This is a genomic window from Sorangium sp. So ce375, assembly GCF_051473855.1.
In the GTDB taxonomy this organism is placed as follows: Bacteria; Myxococcota_A; Polyangia; order Polyangiales; family Polyangiaceae; genus Sorangium.
The window spans coordinates 6,461,266-6,479,058 of sequence record NZ_CP150335.1 but is presented as its reverse complement, the minus strand read 5'-3'; the positions used below and the strand labels follow the sequence as shown (position 1 = coordinate 6,479,058).

Here is a 17,793-nt window from a genome sequence, read left to right as displayed (position 1 = left end):
TCATCGGTTCACGCGTCGCCGCTCGACCCCGGCGGGAGGAGCGCGCGTTCGATCTGGTCGAACCGCTGCTCCCAGAAGCCCGCCGAGATCGCCCTCGCTTCCTCGACGAACACGAGGGCGTCGCTCCCGGCGCCCGTCCGGAGGGCCGAGAGGGCCGCGCTGTGGAGCGCCTCCGCGTGCTCATGAAGGATCGCGGTATGCCGCGCCTCTTCCACGAGCGCGCGCCATGCCGCTGCGTTGAACCGACCGGCTGCCCGGTCGTCCAGGGCCTGTTGCACCAGGCGTGCCAGCGTCCGGGCGCAGGGGCTGAGGTTGGGCTCGGGGACGCTCGTGCGGGTCTCGGTCAGGTGGCGTGCCGCCTCGTCGTGCTCGCCCCGGGCGATGTGGATGCGGGCGAGGAGAAGGACGTCGTCCGGCGAAGGGCGCTTGTTGAAATAACGCCGCTGGAGGTCGAGGCTGCGGCGCGCGAGCGGGAGGGCCTCGTCCGGCGCGCCCAGCCAGTACCGCAGCTCCGCCAGGTTCAGCGTGGCCCAGCGCTCGAGCTGGGCATGGCCGAGCTCGCGGGCGAGGCGCACGGCCTCCCGCTGGTCCGCGACCGCGCGCCCTTCCTCCCGCCGCTTCACCCACATGAAGACCCGGTTGATGTAGGCGGTGCACAGGTGGAAGACGTCGCCGGCGCGCAGGCAGGCCTCGACGACCACCTCGGCGTGGCGCTCGGCCTCGTCGAGGCGCCGGGCCACCGAGAGCGAGGCGACGAGCACCAGCCGGGCGATGACGTGCGCCTCGTGGTCGCCGAGGGCGAGCGCGCCGCGGGCGGCCCGCTCCAGCTTGGGGATCCCCTCGTCGACGCGCTGATCGCGGCAGTCCGAGCGGCCGCTCGCGAGCAGGCAGCGCGCGTCGAGGCGCGCGTCGCCGAGGCCGGCGCCGAGCTCGGCGGCGCGCGCCGCGAGCGCCGCGGAGGCGGGGAAGTCCTCGAGCCAGTCGAGCGCGGTCGCCTCCTCGAGGAGCAGCTCGATCGCGCGGGCCCGCTCGCCCGCGGCCTCGGCGAGCGCCCGGGCCGCGCGCAGATCGGCGAGCGACTCGTCGAAGCGCTGCAGGCGGTAGCGCGCCCGGCCGCGGCCCGCGAGCGCGCGGCCGCGGGCCTCGGGGTCGTCGCGCTCGAGGAGGCCGATGAGGCGCAGGGCCGCGGTGAAGCGCTGCTCGGCCTCGACGACGTCGTGCCGGGCGAGCGCCTCGTCCGCGAGCTCGGCGTGCGCCGCCGCCGCCGCGGCCGCGTCCCCCGCGGCGGCGGCGTGGCGGGCGATCCGGGCGCGCGCCCCCGCGGCGCGCGGCGCGCCGAGGAGGCCCAGGAGGACGGCGGCGTGCAGCGCGCGGCGGCGGGCGGGCGGGATGCGCGCCTCGACGGCCTCGCGCAGGAGCGGGTGCCGGAAGGCGTAGCGCGGCGGCGACGCCGAGAGCGCGACGAGCACGCCGGCCCGGGCGAGGCGGGTGAGGCCGACGCCGGGGTCCAGCGCGCCGGCCGGCGGCGGCGCCCCCGCGGCGCGCAGGGTGGCCTCGAGCTCGGCCGGGGAGAGGTCGTCGCCGAGGATCGCCGCGCGCTCGAGCAGGTCCACGAGCGGCGGCGGCAGGGCCGCGAGCGCGCGCTCGGCCAGGCGCTCGCCGAGCGGCGCGGCCGACAGGGAGAGCAGCTCGTCCGGCGCGAGCGTCCAGCCCTCGCCGCCCCGGGCGCGCTGGATCGCGCCGCCGACGCGCAGGGCGCACGCCACCTCCACGAGGTCGCGCGGGACGCCGCGCGCCAGGGCGTGGAGGCGATCGAGCACGGCGCGGGGGACGAACTCCACCGGGCGGAGGCGGTCCTGGAGCAGCGCGCCCGCGGCCTCGGCGTCGAGCGGGCCGAGGTCGATCGCCACGCGGCGGGCGGCGCGCTCCCCGAGCCCCGGACGGAGCGACGCGATCGAGGGCCGCGCGGTGAGCACGATCGCGAGGCGCGCCGCGCTGCCCTCGGCGGTGGCGAGCTCGATCGCGTCGAGCGCGGCCGCGTCGGCGCGGTCGGCGTCGTCGAGCAGCAGCGCGAGCGGCGCGGCGGCCGCGAGGGCGGCTGCGAGCGCGCGGGCCTCGGCGTGGCGGCGCGCGCCCGGCGCATCGAGCAGCGGGGCGGCGGCCGGGGCTCCGGGGCCGGCGGCGAGCTGCCCAAGGGCGAGCCCGACGGCCGGCCAGGCGCGCATGGCCTCTGCCGCGCCGAGCCGCCCGGCGAGCGCCTCCTGGGCGCTCCCGTCGCGCTCGCCGCTGGCCGGCAGATCCAGGGCCGCCCGCAGGAGCGCGACGAGCGTCGCGCCGTGCTCGGCCGCTTCCGGCCGGAGCGCCGCCGCGGCGTGCACGGTCGCGCCGCCGGCGTGGAGCGCCGCCGCGAGCGCGCCGAGGAACCGGCTCTTGCCGTGCCCCTCGGCGCCGAGCGCGGTGATGAGCACCGGCCCGCCGCCGGCGAGCGCCTCCTGTGCGGCGGCGAGGGCTGCGCAGAGCGCCGCATCGCGGCCGCGCAGCGCGGTCTCGCCGGGCTCGTCGGGGGGCGCGATGCGCGGCTCGGGGGGGGCGTCGTGTGGAGCGGGCGGGGGATCGTGCGGGCCCTCCACGATCGCACGCCGCGCTTCGGCCGTGAGGATCGCCGGCGACGCGGCATCTGCGCCTCCCGGGCCGGCTGCCCATGTCTCCGCGTCCTCCAGCGCGGTGCCCGCGAGCGTGATGCCGTGTGTGCCCTCGCGCACCCGGAGCGGAGCCAGGTGGACCACGAAGGGCGGCTCCGCCGCGCCGGCCGCGGCGAGGCGCTGGGCCACCCGCGCCGCCGCGCGCACGCCGTCGTCTGGCGCGCCCGCGGCGGGGAAGGCGAGGACCATGCGCTCCCCGCGAAAGCGCGCCAGGATGCCGCCTTCGGCGCGCGCGATGTCGACGAGCGCGTCCGCGCGCTCGCGCGTGCGCAGGGCGAGCAGCGCCACCGCCCGACGTGGGCCCGGGGGGGGAGCAGGCGCGCCGGAGCGGCCTGGGGACGTGTCGGATCGGCCTTCCGCGATGTCCGATCGGCCTTGGGGCGTGTCGGATCGGCCTTCGGCGATGTCGGATCGGCCTTGGGGCGTGTCCGATCGGCCCTCGGCGATGTCGGATCGGCCCTCGGCGATGTCGGATCGGCCCTCGGCGATGTCGGATCGGCCCTCGGCGATGTCGGATCGGCCTTGGGGCATGTCGGATCGGCGTTGGGACGTGTCGGATCGGCGTTGGGGCGTGTCGGATCGGCCTTGGGACGTGTCGGATCGGCGTTGAGGCGTGTCGGATCGGCCTGCGGGCGCGCCGGAGGAAGCCGCGCGCCCTCCGGACGGGGCGATCCACGCTTCCAGCGACGCCGCGAGCGCGCGCGCCACGTCGCTCGCGCGGGCCGGGCGGGCCTCGGGCTCCTTCGCGAGGCACCGAAGGACCGCCTCGTCGGCGCCTTCCGGCAGCGGCGCGAGCGACGAGGGCGGGGCGGGGCGGCGCGCCACGTGCGCCTGCCGCACCTCGGCCGCCTCGCCGACGAACGGCGGCCGGCCGGTGAGCAGCTCGAAGATCACCGCGCCGAGCGCGTAGATGTCGGCCCGCGCGTCGACGGCGCGCGCGCCGAGGCACTGCTCCGGCGCCATGTACGCCGCCGTCCCAAGGACCGCCCCGGTGCGCGTCAGGTCGGGGCCGAGCGCCGCCGGCGCGGCGCCTTCGGCGCGCGCCAGCGTCGCCAGGCCGAAGTCGATCAGCGTGACCTCCCCGCCCGGCCGCAGCCACACGTTTTCGGGCTTGAGATCGCGGTGCACAAGCCCGGCGTCGTGCACCGCGTCCAGCGCGACCGAGAGCCCGCGCACGATCGCCGCCGCCTGCTCGAGCGGCATCGCGCCGGCGCCCGGCAGGTCCGCGAGGCGGCGCGCGAGCGAGCTGCCCTCGAGCCGCTCCAGCACGAGGAACGGGCCGAGCTCTCCCGAGAGGCCGCCGCCGAGCAGCGCGGGGACCAGCGGCCGCGCGAGGCGGGCGAGCGCCGCGGCCTCGCGCTCGATCCGGCCGTCGTCCCGCCGGCGCGCCACCTTGAGCGCCACGGCGCGTCCGTCGCCCTCGCGCGTCGCCGCGTAGACGCGCGCGAACCCCCCTTGCCCGAGCAGCCGCTCGATACGGAACCCGCCGACGCGGAGCCCGGGGGCGAGCGGAGACGGATCGTGGTCGAGCGCCTCGTGCTCGCGCTCGTCGGCGATCGTCGACGACGGCGCGGCCGGTGACGTGAGCCCGTGCGCCGGGCACGCGGCGCCGGCCTGCCCTGGGAGGCGGCGATGGCACTCGGAGCAGCGCATGGGACGCGAGTATACTGGGGTAGGATGCCATGCGGCCGCCTGCCGACCTCAACCAGGAAGAGACCGCCGTCATCTCGGGACGCCCGCTGGAGCTCGAGGCGAGCGCCGCCGGCGACGCGCTCCCCGCCGGCGCGGTGGTCGGGGGTTACGTGCTCGACGATGTGCGGCTCGGGGGCGGCTTCGGCGTCGTGCACCGCGCCGTCCCGGTCGGGGGCGGCGCGCCTGTCGCGCTGAAGGTCCTCCGCCGCGGCCTGTCGCTCCTGCCGGCGATCCTCCGGCGCTTCCAGCGGGAGGCGGAGGTGCTCGCGCGGCTCAGGCACCCGGCGATCGTCGAGGTCCGCGGCGTGGGCGCGCTGGACGACGGCCGGCCGTACATCGCGATGGAGTGGGTCGAGGGCCGGAGCCTCGCGGCCGAGCTGCGCGCGCGGGGCGCCTTCTCGCCGCGGGAGGCGGCCGCCCTGCTCGAGGAGGTCGGCGGCGCGCTCGCCGCCGCGCACGCGATCGGCGTCGTGCACCGCGACGTGAAGGCCCAGAACGTCATGGTCTGCTCTGGCGCGGGCGGGCCCGGCGCGCCGGGCGTGAAGCTCGTCGACTTCGGCATCGCCAAGCTCCTCCGGCCGCGCGACGTCGATCGCGCGCGCGGCGGCAAGAGCAGCAGCCTGATCCTCGGCACGCCGCTCACGATGGCCCCCGAGCAGATCCTCGGCGGCGCGGTGGACGCGCGCACGGACATCTACGCGGTGGGCCTGCTCGCCTACCAGCTCGTGACGGGCGAGCTGCCGTTCCAGGGGGCCGATGCGGTCGAGACCGAGGAGATGCACCTGCGCGCGCCGCCGCCCTGCCCGAGCGACCGCGCGCCCGTGTCGGCGGCGTTCGACGCGGTGGTGCGCCGCTGCCTCGCGAAGGAGCCGGCGGACCGGTACGCGGGCGTGCCCGAGCTGCTCGCCGCCCTGCGCCGCGCGGTCGCCGCGCCGGGCCGCCAGATCGTGGCGCCCGCGGCGCGCTCGCCGGCCGACGCTCGCCTCCAGGGCGACCGCGCGCAGGGGCAGCGGGCGCCTGGGGGGCCGTGCGCCGCGCTGCTCGTCGAGGCCCGGCTCTCGGCGCCGGACGACGCCGGCGACGAGGCGCTCGCCGACGTGGAGCGCCTGGTCCAGGCGGCGCGCGCGGCGCTCGTCGGGCTCGGGGCGACGCTCGTGGTGGAGAGCGCCGACGCGCTGCTGGCGGCGCTGCCCGCGCCGTACGATCGCGCGCCGGAGCGGGCGCTCGGCTGGGCCCTCGAGCTCTGGGCGGCGCTCGGCGCGCGGGCCGGCGCGAGCCCCGAGGTCCTCCCGCGTCTGGCGCTGCACGCGGCCGAGCCCGAGGCGCTTCGCGGCTGGGCGCCCGCCGCGACCGGGGCAGGCGTGTTCGTGACGGAGGCGTTCGCGGAGCGGCTCGCCAGGGAGGGCGGGGAGGGGGAGGCCGGGCGGATCGAGCGCGCGCCGCTCCGGGGCGAGGGCGGCGCGCTGCGCCGGGTGGCGTCGTGAGCGCCGCGGCCTGACGCGGGCAGGGGCTGTCACGGCCCCTGCCACAGGGGTGTCACAGGGGCGATGTGACAGGGGACAGCCGGGCTGTGGCAGGCAGGGCGCCTGCGCGGCGTGGAGCCGTCCCGCCGCGAGCACGGCAACGGCGGCGAACGGCGCCTCCGCTGCGCGTCGCTCCCAGGAGATCGGTGGGAATGGCCGGCGGTGGACGCCGCGCGCCGCGCGCTGCGCGCCAGCCGCGCCGCGCGCTGGCAAGGGGCTTGCGATGGCGCTCCGCCGCGAGGCGCCGCCGCGGCCGTGCCACTCCTGGCGCGCTGTGCGGCTGGGCGCCTCTGCCTCGCAAACAAGCGAGCCAAGGAGACATCGCCATGCGCATCGTTCGCTCTGCATTCGCCTTCGTTGCCCTGTTCGCCGCCGGCTGCGCCGTCGAGTCGGCCGACCCTGATCTCATGGTCGACGCCCCGCCCCTCTCGGAGAGCTGGATCGTCAGCAACCTCCCGGTGAACGCGACCTGGGACTCGGGACTGGTCGCCAACCTCTCGCCCTCGCGGTACATCCACTGCCACGACGATTACGGCCCGGGGTACATGTTGACGAGCCTCACCGTGTTCCAGGAGCCGGTCGCCACTCCCGCCGATTTCATCGCCAGGATGACCGCCAGCTGCCGCGACTACGACCTCCTGGATCCCGCCCTGCCGTGGACCGGCGCGTCGATGACGAAGCCCATCTTCGCTGCGCCGAGCGTCGGCCCCGGCCCCTTCTCGATCCAGGTCCCCGCGAACGACTCGTATCCCATCGGCTTGCAGCTGAGGGTGAGCGGCGGTGGCACCCACGTGAAAGACGTGCGCATCAAGTACGCCCACAAGGACGCGACCGGGATGGCCCTCGACGTCGCCGCGCCGGCCTACACGAGCTGGGCGATCGGGTACGCCGGGACCATCGTGAACCTGGACTGCCCGAACCAGCAGGTGCTGACCGGGTTTGATCTCAACAACGATGTGGTCGCCGGGCCGATCCGGTACCTGCAGACCCATTGCAGAGATCTGCAGTACTGAGGGGACGTTCGCGCGGCGCGTCCGCGGGGCACGCGGGCCTTCGACAGGGCCGACAGGAGCGGGAGGTATCTTCCCACGGTGGGATCGTGCATCCTCCAGCGAAGGCGACCGGGGATGCGCCGGGAGCCCGCGGTGGCTTTGGCTGGATGACATGAGCACATGACGACCCCCCTCCGCCCCGAGGAAGCGCTCGCGAGCCTGCGCCGTGCGGGGCTCGCGACCCAGGTGGACGCCGCGGCCTTCGCGGCGGCGTGCGACGAGGAGCGAGGCGGCGCGCCGCTCGACGCCGAGATCGCGCTCTCGGCGCTGGCGTCGCTCTACGGCGTGCGCGGTCCCTCGGAGGCCAGCGCCGTGGACCGCGCGTTCGTGGTGGACGAGCACGCCGCGGCCGACCCGGCGGTGCTCGGGGCCGTGTGGCTCGCGCTGGAGCGCTGGCTCGAGCGCCCGATCCCCGTCTCAGTGGCGACGGACCTCGACGAGCTCGCCTCGTACGCGGGCGATCTGTGCTTCCTTCGCCGGCACGCCGGCCCCGCGGGGGATGCGCCGTATCTGTTCTCGATCGACCGGTGGCGCACGCGCGACGACACGCCCTACTCGCTCTATGTGCTGCGGAGCGACGGCGCGCCGCTGTATGCGCTCGGCGTGCCGGTCCAGTTCCACGTCCACCCGGACACGGAGGCCGCCGCTGCTGGGATATTCCGCACGGATGGCCTCACGGCGAGCTACCGCGCGCACGCGGCGGGGTGCGCTGCTTGCCGGGATGCGCTCCGGAGCGCGGCGGATCGGGGCGTCCTGGCCGACGTGTTCCTGCCGCTCCTTGGGTAGGGAGGAGATGCCGGCGTGACGGCGCGGGACAGGACCTGGCCAGCTATCTCGGGAGCATCAAGGGGGACGACTCCGCCCTCAAGGACGTACTGAAATCGAAGGGCCACGGCAAGTGACGCCCTCGCGGCCTCTAGCGCCGGGGCCGCGGAGGCGCTTCAGGTGGTCTCCTCGCCCCGCGGGACGTACTCACAATCTTCTCCGGGGCAAGGCTCGATCCATTGGGGTGCGTTCTCGTAGAGGCCCTTCTTCCCGCTCTTGCTCGAGTTGCACGGCGTGCACGACCACTGGAAGTTGCTCGTGTTTATATCCGATTCGTCCGCCGTGTTCCCGCCGTTGTAGAGATCCCTCGCGTCCTCCTTGTAGGCCGCGCTGAAGTGGTTCTTCCCGTCGCATACGACATACCGGGGCAGATCGGTCTGCAGGGTCGCGAAGTCCTTTATGTGATCGATGCTCTGGGCCTCGTCGGTGCAGTTGTTCCCTTGCACCTGACACCCGTCGTTCTTGCTGTCCGCCATCTCCTTCTTCACGTTCGGGTACCAGCCGAGCCCCTGTCGCTGGCCGTTCCAGATGTCGTTTCCCTCCGTGTCCTTCCTCGGCATGTAGCGGGGGGGCGCGTCCTTGGACTCCGCCTTGGACTCCTTCCTCGCCGCTTCCCCGGCTCGTGTCATCGGATGGGTTGCCCTCTGGTTCTCCTCCCTCGACTCCCTGGCGGCCAGGGTCGTCTTCCGGAAGTCTCGAAGTTGGCTTCGCTGGACCACCGTCGCCGGGTGCGGACGACCCGTCGCCGGCCACGAGGGGCCGATCGTCGCCGGCGCGCGCTGGACCACCGTCGCCGGATGAGGGCGGCGGGGCTGCGCGACCGTGGCGGGGTGCGGCGGCTTCGGTGTCGGGCTCGCCGGCGCTGGACGGGGCTGCGCGACCGTGGCGGGGTGTGGCGGCCTCGGTGCCGGGCTCGCCGGCGCTGGGCGCGGCTGCGCGACCGTGGCGGGGTGCGGCGGCTTTGGCGGTGGACCGAACGGCGCTGGGCGCGGTTGCGCGACCTTGGCCGGGGGCGGTTTCAGCGGTGCCATCGGCGACATGATCGTGCCGCTCGCGAGGAGCGGCCAATTTCAGTGGGCGGCGCTCCTCCGTGGACTCGATCCCTGGCGTGTAGACCCAGCCGTCAGCCCGTCGGTCGGACCCGTCTTGAGGCCGTGGGCGCCACGTTCGGGGGGCTCGGGAGGCCCACCGCACCGGGGATTGTCCCCTCCGCCGGGGCTGGTCCGATAAAAGAAGTAGTCGGCCGAATAAGGCACGTTCGCCACCGCCCCCACGTGGTCGGCGTCGCGCTCGTCCGCGAGAGCGCTCAGGGCGCCTTCACCTCGACGGGGGTCGCGGAGCTCGTCCCGGTGCCGTCGCCGAGCTGACCCAGGGTGTTTCTGCCCCAGCACAGGACCTGGCCAGGGCCCGTGGGGCCGCACGCCCCCTCGACGATCGCGCACGTGTGGAAGAATCCGGCGCTCACCGCGACGACGTCGGCGAGCGCCGTGCCGTCGCCGAGCACGACGGGTTCCATCCGCGTATTGTCGCTCCTCGTCGGCGTGGTGCGGCCGAGCTGCCCTTGCTCGTTGCTGCCACGGCAGCGGAGCTGCCTTTGGTCGTCGATCGCGCAGACGAAGACATAGCCGGTGGACATCGGACCCCAGACGCCCGGGATCGCAGCCGCCGTCCCGGCCGGGGGCGCCTCGGCGCCGTGCTGACCTGAGCTGTTGTTCGTGCCCCAGCAGAAGAGGCCTCCCACGTCATCGCGCGCACAGCCGAAGTTCGTGCCGTAGGAGATCTCGGAGAAGGGCAGCTTGGCTCCCGCTTCGATGAGCGGCATGTGGGCGCTGTAGTTCACGCCGCCCTCGGAGCCGGCGGCGGTGTTCGTGAGGATATATCCGCCGCCCATCGCGCCCCAGCAACGCAGCCCGTCTTCCGCGGCCCCGGTCGAGAAGCAGCTGCCGATCGAGCCGATGCCCGGCGCGAGGATGGCCCTCGGACCGGCCGTCGTCGTGAAGTTGAACGCTTTCACCGGGACGAGGCTCTCCTGGCCGGTCGCATCCGGCCCGAGGCTCGAGAACTGGTTGGACCCCCAGCAGTAAATGCTGCTCGTCGAGGTGAGCGCGCACGCCGAGTACCACTCTGGCGCGATCTTGCGCACGAGCAACGGGGCCGCACCGTCATTGACGATCGCCGGGGCGTCGTGGGGCATCGAGTCCTTGGAGCCATTCGCGAGGAGGCCGGTCTCGTTGTTTCCCCAGGCCCAGAGCCGGAGCTGGCTGTCGATGGCGAAGGTCGCCTGCTCGGTCAACGCGATCTGCGTGATCTTCGCCGTGCCGAGCGACTCGGGGAAACGCACTCTCACCGGCGTGCTCGAGGAGACCGCCGTCGCCTGCGGGACACCCAGCTGGCCGAACGAGTTGTCCCCCCAGCAGTAGAGAGAGCCGTCCTGCCGGATCGCGCACGTATGGCTGCCGCCCGCAGCCACCATGATGGCGTCGGCGAGCGTGGGGCCGTCTGGCGGGATCTGGCATCCAGGATCACCACCCCCGCCCCCGCCCCCGCCGCCGGACGTGCCCCCGCCGGATGCACCCCCGCCGGATGCGGCGTCGCCCCCGCCGGACGCGCCGTCGCCCCCGCCGCCCTGCGCATCGATCGGGCCGCCGCCCGTTCCGCCACCGGCGCCGCTGTTCGAGAAACGCCGGTCGGGAGCGGTGCACCCCGCCCCCGCGGCGAGGGTGGCGGCGATGACGAGAAAGGAGCAGAAGTTCGGTCGCGTCCGGGTATTTCTCTTCATCTCAAGCATCGGGTTATACTCCCAGCGTCTTTATACAGCCTTATCGCGCGGGGGACAAGAAGTCCAGTTGGGGTCCGATCACCGATGTCCCCGCTTCGCGCGGCCGACGTCGACCCGACCGCGGGAGTCCGAACGAGCACACACCTTTCCCATGGCGCTGATGTACCGTGGGATGAGCCGCCCATGACGACCGCAGCTCCCTCTCCGCCCGCCCGCCCCGCTTCCGAGATCCCTGTTGCTCCCTCGATCCCGCTGCTCGGCAGCCTGCCGTGGATGGCGATCGACGCCGCGGGCTTCCTGGAGCGCGTCGCCATCGAGACGGGGCCGATCGCCCGGATCCCGTTCGGCGCCTCGGGCATGGTGATGCTCACCCACCCGGACGACGCTCGCTACGTGCTCCACGAGGCGGCGAGGAAGTACTTGCGCGGCGACAAGTCGAGGGAGACCGTACAGCCCGTCTTCGGCAACGGCCTGGCGATCAGCGATCCGCCGTTCTGGCTGCGGCAACGGCGCATCATGCAGCCGAGCTTCTCCCGCGCGCGGATCGCCAAAATGACGGCGGCGATGAACGCGGTGGCCGAGCGCCACATCGCGCGCCTCACCGATGGCCAGGAGCTCAACGCCCACGACCTCATGCTCGGCATCACGCGCGACGTCATCATGGAGACGATGTTCTCGCAGCAGCTCCCGTCGGACACCGCCACGCTCGACGGCGCGCTCGCGGAGATCGACCGCTACATCAAGATCCGGATGCTGCTCCCGTTCAGGGTGCCGCTGTCCTGGCCGCTGCCCTTCAACGTGCGCGTCCGCGAGGCGACCGCGGCGTTCGACCGGGTTGTGTACGGCATCATCGACAGGCGCGAGCAGGGCGGAGAGCGGCCGGGGGACCTGCTCGACGCGCTCCTCGACGCGCGCGACGAGGAGACCGGCGAGCGCATGTCGCGGAAGGAGCTGCGCGACGAGGTGCTGCACATCTTCTTCGCAGGGCACGAGACCACGGCGAACACGCTGACGTGGGCGACGGTCATGTTCACCTTGCACCCGCAGGAATGGGAGCGGGTGCGAGGCGAGGTGGACAGCGTGCTCGGAGGTCGCGCGCCCGAGGTGGAGGACGTGCCCAAGCTGACGCGGACGGCCATGGTCCTGCGCGAGACGCTGCGGCTCTATCCGCCGGCCTGGATGATCGTCCGCGAGGCGGCCGAGGACGACGAGATCCGCGGTTATGCCATCCCGCGCGGCACGTCGGTCCTGATCTCCCCCTTCGCGATGCACCGCCACCCGTCGTTCTGGCCCGAGCCGCGCCGCTTCGATCCGGACCGCTTCGCGGGCGACCCGGCGACGACGGGCGCCGGCAAGAACTGGGCATACATGCCGTTCGGGGGCGGGCCTCACGTGTGCATCGGCAACCACTTCGGGCTGACGGAGATGACGATCGTGCTGGCGCGGCTCGCGCAGCGGGGGAGGCTCGTCGCGCTGCGGCCGAAGGAAGCGCGGCCGCGCGGCACGACCGCGCTCGGGCCGTCGGGCCGGGTGCCGGCGCGGTTCGAGGCGCGGAGCCTCACGGGCGCACGCTGATTGGCTCACCTCGTCTTCGCGAGCACAGACGCTGGCGGTCACCTCGCGCCGGCCGGCGCCTCGCGAGGTGTTCGTGCCGGAGAAATACTGAGGGCACGGCGGGCAAACTCAGAGCGGCGTCACCACCGACGCTCCCGCCAAGCAATGTCTCAACCTCGACGACTTCGAGCTGGTGCAAGCATGAAAGTTCGACTCCTTCTATCGCTGTCCGCGCTGGGTGCTCCGCTGCTCGTCGCGACGAGCGGCTGGGCCAAGGACTACTACGTGGCCCCGACGCCCGCCGGCAACGACGCGAGCGCCGGCACCGAAGCCGCGCCGTTCGCGTCGATGGCCAAGGCGCAGAGCGTCGCCGTGGCCGGTGACGTCGTCTACTTCAAAGGCGGCACGTACAAGTACACGGCGGGCACCACCACCTGCGCGAGCGGGACGGCGATCATCAGCGGTGTGGTGCTGAACAAGAGCGGGAGCGCCGGCAACCTGATCAAGTACTGGGCCGCGCCCGGCGAGAGGCCCGTCTTCGATTTCGACGGCATCAGGGATTCCTGCAGGATCAAGGGCATCCTCGTCTCCGGCAATTACATTCACCTCAAGGGGCTCGAGATCAAGGGTGTTCGCCAGAACAATAACCTGAATCACGAGTCTTGGGGTGTGTGGAATCAGGGGAGCAACAACATCTTCGAAGCGCTCGACGTCCACCACATCATGGGCGCCGGCATCTTCATCCAGCGCGGCAGCAACAACCTCGTGCTCAACTGCGACTCGCACGACAACTTCGACGAGCTCACGTCGAACGGCGCAGGTGAGAGCGCGGACGGCTTCGGTTGCCACGTCGGCGCCCGCGAGAACGGCAATGTGTTTCGAGGCTGCCGCGCGTGGTGGAACGCGGACGACGGCTACGATTTCATCAACTCCGGCGCCGCTTGCCTCGTCGAGCGCTCGTGGGCCTGGTACAACGGCTACAAGCCGGGGACGTTGACCGGCATCGGCAACGGCAACGGCTTCAAGGGCGGCGGCTACGGCGCCGATCCGGCGAAATTTCCGGCGGAGCCCGCGGCGCACACGGTGCAAAACTGTCTCGCCGTCTCCAACAGGGCGGCGGGGTTTTACGCGAACCATCACCCGAGCACGCTCTATTTCTACAACAACACTTCGTACGGCAATCGCCCCGACTTCAACATGCTCGGCATGGATTCGGGCGGGAACGACATCACTGTCGGGGTCTATCGGAACAACCTGGCGTTCGGCGGGACGCTGTTCTCGAACCGCAACGGCGCCGACGACGCGAACAACTCCTGGACGGCGGGCGGCGTCACGGTCTCGGACGCGGACTTTCAGAATCCGTCCGAAATGGGGCTGGACGCTCCGCGACAGGCCGACGGGAGCCTGCCCGTGCTCACGAATTTCCACCTCGCGTCGGACAGTGACACCATCGACAAGGGCGTCGACGTCGGACTGCCCTACGAAGGATTCGCTCCCGATTTCGGCTGCTTCGAGACGGGGTTGGTCGAGACTGCAGCGGCCTCCGGCGCTGGCGGTGCGGGGAGCGCTGGCTCGGGCGCTGGGGGTGCCCCGGATACGGGGGAGGGCGGCGCAACCGCGAGCGGAGGAGCGGCAAGCGGAGGAGCGGTGAGCGGTGGCGCAACCAGCGGCGCCACGACGAGCGTCGGTAGCGGCGGCAGCCTGAGCACGGGCGGCGATGGCGCCAATCCGAGCAGCGCCGGCGACTCAGCCGGCTGCGCGTGCAGTACGGTTCGCGGCCACGGGTCGGATGCAGCGAGCTTCGCGCTCCTCAACCTCGTGTTTTGGGGCGTGAGAACGCGCCGGAAGCGCCGAGCCCCAGCCCTCTGAGGGAGGCGTCGAAGCCGCCAGCGAGCTAGACGTTTCCGCCCTTCGTGTCTCGAGGCGCGACCGCGACGGCGTCCTTGGCGTCGGCCGCCGGCTTCAGGTCTCCGCTCTTCGCGTCTCGAACCATGGCGGCGTCCTTGGCGTCGGCCTCCCCCTTCTTCTTCGTGGCGAGGTCGGCCTTCACCTTGTACTCAGGCGGGAGACTGTCCCACTTGTCCGTGCGAGCGGCCTTGGACAGCGCCGCGACCTCCTGCTGAACGTGCTTTGGGAGGGGGTTGTTGCCATTGTCCGTGAGGACATAGAAGGTTCCATAGTGGGCCGACACGAACGACACGCCCGTCTTCACGTCGGCGACCAGGCGGATCCCTCCCATCAGATAGTAACACTCGATGTATCTCCATTTGGAGTCGGCGACGGGGAGCTTCTCCTCCTCGTTCCGGTGCGTCGGACCGTTCTTGTAGTTCACCGCGATCTTGAAGAGGGCGCCGTGCATCACCTTGAACGCGGGTGTGAGCGCGGTGTGCTTCGCTCGGGACGCGAGATCGATGACATTGAACTCTTTGCCGTCCACCTTCCGCAATAGATTGCACTCCGCAGCGAGCTGGTCCAGGAGGCGCTTCGCCTCGTTGTCGTTCGGGAAGTAACTCTTCAAATCCAGCGGGGTCTCGAACTGCTTGAGGTACGCCTGGTAGGTCGCGTCGATGTTCGCCGCGAAGACCTTGAGCTTCGTGACGGTGGTCTCGATCTCCGTGAGCTCTGCCTCCGACGCCGTCTCCTCCCAATACTTCTTGTCGTGCGCCGCGTCGGCTTTCTCCAAGGCCGCCTTGCTCTGCTTGTAGCCTCTGATGTCGGACGCCTGGAAGGTCACCTCCTTCTTGCTGAGCAGGGCAAGATCGGTGCTCGTGAACAGCGCTTTCAGGCCGCCCAACCTCGCGATCCGCTCCTCCCGCGAACCTCCGGTCGACGACGCGGGCAGGCTCGACCGCTGGAGGACCTGCCATCGCCCGGGGTTCACCGTCGCGGCGTGTGGTGCCCTCGGCTGGACGACGGTCGCCGGGTGCGGAGGCAGTGGCGCCCGATCCCCGAAAGGCCGCCTCGGCTGCGCCACCGTGGCCGCGTGCGGAAGTAGGGGCGCCCGATCCCCGAAAGGCCGCCTCGGCTGCGCCACCGTGGCCGGGTGCGGGGGCAGGGGCGCCGGTTCACCGAAGGCCCGCCTCGGCTGTGCCACGGTCGCCGGGTGTGGAGGCGGCGCGGCGCGCTCGCCGACGCGTGGATCGCGAGGTGGCATTCAGCGGCTCTCCGTCAAGCCTTCACCTGCATCGCCCCCGCCGGGACGAAGCCGGGATCCAGGCGCGACGCCTCGCCGAAGCGCGCGAACGCCGCCTCGACCTCGCCCAGCGCGTAGTGGCAGAGGCCCATGTTCCACCGCGTCCGGGCGTCGTCGCCATGGATGCGCACGGAGTCGCCGAACAGCGCGAGCGCCTCGCGGTGCCCGCCGTAGGCATGCAAGAGCAAGCCCAGCTCGAAGGCCAGGTCCTGCTCCTCGCCGATGGGAAAGTAGCTCTCCCAGACGCGCGTCACCGCGCGCACGACGTCCTGGCAGGCGCGCGCCGACGCCGACGGCTGGTGCTTCCAGAGCACCGGGAGACAGTCGCGGAGGATGCGGACATCCCAGCGGCTCATCCGGAGGAGGGAGAGGATCTGGGCCGTGTCCAGCGCGTCGTAGCTGCCCTCGATGCCCCTCCGGAGCGAGAAGAAGTCGTCCGGGCCGGCTCGCCCGACGGCCTCCTCGTACGCGAAACGCGTCTCCGCATGGCCCGTCGGGTGGGCCCCGAGAAGGAAGGCCGAGACGTGGAGGTGAGCACGCCGGTGCTCCGTCGCCAGCGCCTCTCCGCCGCGGCCGCGCACGAGCTCGGCGATGGCGTGGTAATTGACGTCCAGCGAGAAGCTGCCGTGTCGCGCCAGCCCGAGCGTGGGGGGCACGGGCAAGGCTTCCTCGCGGATGTCGCCCCGATCCCCGGAGAGCAGGAGCATGCGCCCGCCGGCGAGTTCGGCGAGGCGCCCCAGGGAACGCATGGCGGATACCGGGAAGAGGACGGTGGCGCCGTCGAGGCGCGCCGCATAACCGCGCAGGATGGAGTCGAGCTCCGGGTCTCCGTAGTAGTCGAGCGGCGCCGGCCGGGCGGCGAAGGAGATCTCGAGGCGATCGAGCAGGCTCGGATCGGCGCTGTCCTCGACCGGCTCGGGCACGGTGAGGGAGATGAGCTGCTCCTGGAGCTGCCCGCCCGCGAAGTGAAAGGCATCCTGGCGGAGACCATCGAAGACATAGTTGGCGATCACGCCGAGGGGGTTCCGGAGCGAGCCCGGCGCGAGCGTGACCCCGGCCCGAAGGAGGTGGATCTCGCGATCCCGCTCGGCGTCGACAACGGCGAAGTCGAGCACGCCGCGCTCGACGAAGGGCCGGAGCCAGGCGTGCTCCTGGAAGAATCGCACGTTGGTTTCGACGCAATCCGTCATCACATAACGGACGCGCACCCCGGCGAGCGGTGTGCGGGCGAGCAGATCGGTGAACGCCCGGAGGAAGAGATAGGCGAACCGCCCGCTGCCGGCGCCGAGCTCGACGAGGGTCACCGGCTCGGCGACGTCGAGGCCGCTCGCGTGGAGATCGCGCAGGAACCCGAGGAAGACCGCCGCGTAGGCGTGGGCGAGCGCGGGGTTGCTCGTGACGTAGTGCGGCACCCGCGAGGTGCTCCACGCCGAGATGCCGGCCTCGGCGAAGTAGCGGCGCTGGAGATCCCAGAGCACGGACTGCGAGAGGCGCCGATCTGCCTCGATCACGGCGACCGGCGCGCCCTCCTCGCCGGGGTGCGAGGCGAAGGTCACGTGATCGTCGTGGTCATGGGACAGCATTGCGATCTCCGGGACGGAGGAGGACGACACCGCGCGCTCCTGGGCCAACTTTCCCGCCGAAGTAGCCTGCCTCCAGCCGCCCAGGGTCCTGGGCGGCCTCGCCGAGCCGTCGATGCGGCGGTGCGCTGGTGCCTGACCCTGGCCCTCGACAGGGCAGGGGGAAATCCAAGCCCTCGTGCTGGACGACACGCACGTGTATTGGTCGGACTTTTTCCGCTCCGTGCTCGCGCGCGTACCTTATCTACACGAAAGCGGGTGCCACCCTGCTTCGCATAGCGAAATGACGGAGCACGCCCTACGGGAGCTACTGTCCCATCGCGCCGCAGCAAACGGCGGAGGGTAGAGGCCATAACCGCCGCGTCGGGGTCAAGGCAGTCAAGGAGTCGGGCCGGCCGACACCTGTCCAGCTCGGGCGCGGATTGGCCACCAAGACAGGCCGCCTCCCGGATCCGATCCCATGATCGACGCGTGAATGCCGACCAGGGATCGCTCCGCGTGCCGACGGCGCCGGGTCGGTCGTCCTGGTGCGAGCGCGTGCCGAAATCAGGTAGGTGCCCTCGGGGAAGCGGGCCGACCGATCACCTCGCTACCGGCGAATCAGGGCACGTGGATAGACCGTGCGAAGGGCGCGGAGCCTGGCGACGGCCGCTTGTGGATTGCAGGGATCCCCTGCTGCGAGCGCTGGCCGGCAACGGCGGGGCGGCTCCGGTGGCCGCCGTCCGCCATGGGACACGGTCCGCACTCCGTCGGCGCCGAGGAGCCGGCCGTCGCTGCCGCGGACCTTCGATCGTGCGCGCCGGATGTCGCGCGCGACGGGCGCGCGAAGGCGCCGGACCGCCGTCGCCGCCCCCGCAGGCTGTGGCTCTGCCGTGAAGGCGGAGCCTTTGACG

10 protein-coding genes are annotated in these 17,793 nt (G+C 72.6%); 5 read left to right on the top strand and 5 right to left on the bottom strand.

The window, feature by feature from the left end:
- Nucleotides 1-8: 8 nt before the first annotated feature.
- On the bottom strand, nucleotides 9-4,355 hold the full coding sequence (locus tag WME90_RS23930) for a protein kinase domain-containing protein (RefSeq protein ID WP_437283497.1): 4,347 nt from the start codon (nucleotides 4,353-4,355) through the stop codon (nucleotides 9-11).
- A gap of 29 nt (nucleotides 4,356-4,384) precedes the next feature.
- Between WME90_RS23930 and WME90_RS23925 the strand changes: the two genes are divergently transcribed.
- The 3 genes from WME90_RS23925 to WME90_RS23915 all read left to right on the top strand — a co-directional run bounded on the left by WME90_RS23925 (nucleotide 4,385) and on the right by WME90_RS23915 (nucleotide 7,755).
- The gene (locus WME90_RS23925; RefSeq protein ID WP_437283496.1) at nucleotides 4,385-5,878 is read left to right on the top strand and encodes a serine/threonine-protein kinase; all 1,494 of its coding nucleotides are present in this window, start codon (nucleotides 4,385-4,387) and stop codon (nucleotides 5,876-5,878) included.
- A gap of 365 nt (nucleotides 5,879-6,243) precedes the next feature.
- Nucleotides 6,244-6,930 carry a hypothetical protein gene (locus WME90_RS23920; protein ID WP_437283495.1) on the top strand — a complete coding sequence of 229 codons (687 nt, stop codon included), beginning with the start codon at nucleotides 6,244-6,246 and terminating at the stop codon, nucleotides 6,928-6,930.
- Nucleotides 6,931-7,089: 159 nt separating this feature from the next.
- Complete coding sequence (locus WME90_RS23915) at nucleotides 7,090-7,755, top strand: hypothetical protein (protein WP_437283494.1); 666 nt, start codon at nucleotides 7,090-7,092, stop codon at nucleotides 7,753-7,755.
- A gap of 155 nt (nucleotides 7,756-7,910) precedes the next feature.
- Here WME90_RS23915 and WME90_RS23910 read toward each other — a convergent pair whose 3' ends face one another.
- Together WME90_RS23910 and WME90_RS23905 are read right to left on the bottom strand one after the other, a co-directional pair.
- Nucleotides 7,911-8,423 (bottom strand): hypothetical protein, encoded by a 513-nt coding sequence (locus WME90_RS23910; RefSeq protein ID WP_437283493.1) that lies wholly within the window; start codon nucleotides 8,421-8,423, stop codon nucleotides 7,911-7,913.
- 677 nt (nucleotides 8,424-9,100) lie between these two features.
- On the bottom strand, nucleotides 9,101-10,582 hold the full coding sequence (locus WME90_RS23905; RefSeq protein WP_437283492.1) for an RCC1 domain-containing protein: 1,482 nt from the start codon (nucleotides 10,580-10,582) through the stop codon (nucleotides 9,101-9,103).
- A 174-nt stretch (nucleotides 10,583-10,756) separates the two neighbouring features.
- Between WME90_RS23905 and WME90_RS23900 the strand changes: the two genes are divergently transcribed.
- Entirely contained in the window at nucleotides 10,757-12,148 is a 1,392-nt protein-coding gene (locus WME90_RS23900) for a cytochrome P450 (protein WP_437283491.1), read from the top strand.
- Nucleotides 12,149-12,328: 180 nt separating this feature from the next.
- Entirely contained in the window at nucleotides 12,329-13,996 is a 1,668-nt protein-coding gene (locus tag WME90_RS23895; protein ID WP_437283490.1) for a right-handed parallel beta-helix repeat-containing protein, read from the top strand.
- Nucleotides 13,997-14,021: 25 nt separating this feature from the next.
- Here WME90_RS23895 and WME90_RS23890 read toward each other — a convergent pair whose 3' ends face one another.
- Both WME90_RS23890 and WME90_RS23885 read right to left on the bottom strand, forming a co-directional pair.
- Nucleotides 14,022-14,921: a hypothetical protein gene (locus WME90_RS23890; protein WP_437283489.1), complete on the bottom strand. Its 900-nt coding sequence runs from the start codon at nucleotides 14,919-14,921 to the stop codon at nucleotides 14,022-14,024.
- 374 nt (nucleotides 14,922-15,295) lie between these two features.
- Nucleotides 15,296-16,933, bottom strand: coding sequence for a tetratricopeptide repeat protein (locus WME90_RS23885; RefSeq protein ID WP_437283488.1), 1,638 nt, complete (start codon nucleotides 16,931-16,933; stop codon nucleotides 15,296-15,298).
- Between the last annotated feature and the right edge of the window lie 860 nt (nucleotides 16,934-17,793).

Coding starts and splice junctions, on each gene's coding strand:
- WME90_RS23895 (WP_437283490.1), top strand. CDS start 12,329: ATGAAAGTTCGACTCCTTCTATCGCTGTCCGCGCTGGGTGCTCCGCTG.
- WME90_RS23905 (WP_437283492.1), bottom strand. CDS start 10,582: ATGCTTGAGATGAAGAGAAATACCCGGACGCGACCGAACTTCTGCTCC.
- WME90_RS23925 (WP_437283496.1), top strand. CDS start 4,385: ATGCGGCCGCCTGCCGACCTCAACCAGGAAGAGACCGCCGTCATCTCG.
- WME90_RS23915 (WP_437283494.1), top strand. CDS start 7,090: ATGACGACCCCCCTCCGCCCCGAGGAAGCGCTCGCGAGCCTGCGCCGT.
- WME90_RS23900 (WP_437283491.1), top strand. CDS start 10,757: ATGACGACCGCAGCTCCCTCTCCGCCCGCCCGCCCCGCTTCCGAGATC.
- WME90_RS23910 (WP_437283493.1), bottom strand. CDS start 8,423: ATGACACGAGCCGGGGAAGCGGCGAGGAAGGAGTCCAAGGCGGAGTCC.
- WME90_RS23930 (WP_437283497.1), bottom strand. CDS start 4,355: ATGCGCTGCTCCGAGTGCCATCGCCGCCTCCCAGGGCAGGCCGGCGCC.
- WME90_RS23920 (WP_437283495.1), top strand. CDS start 6,244: ATGCGCATCGTTCGCTCTGCATTCGCCTTCGTTGCCCTGTTCGCCGCC.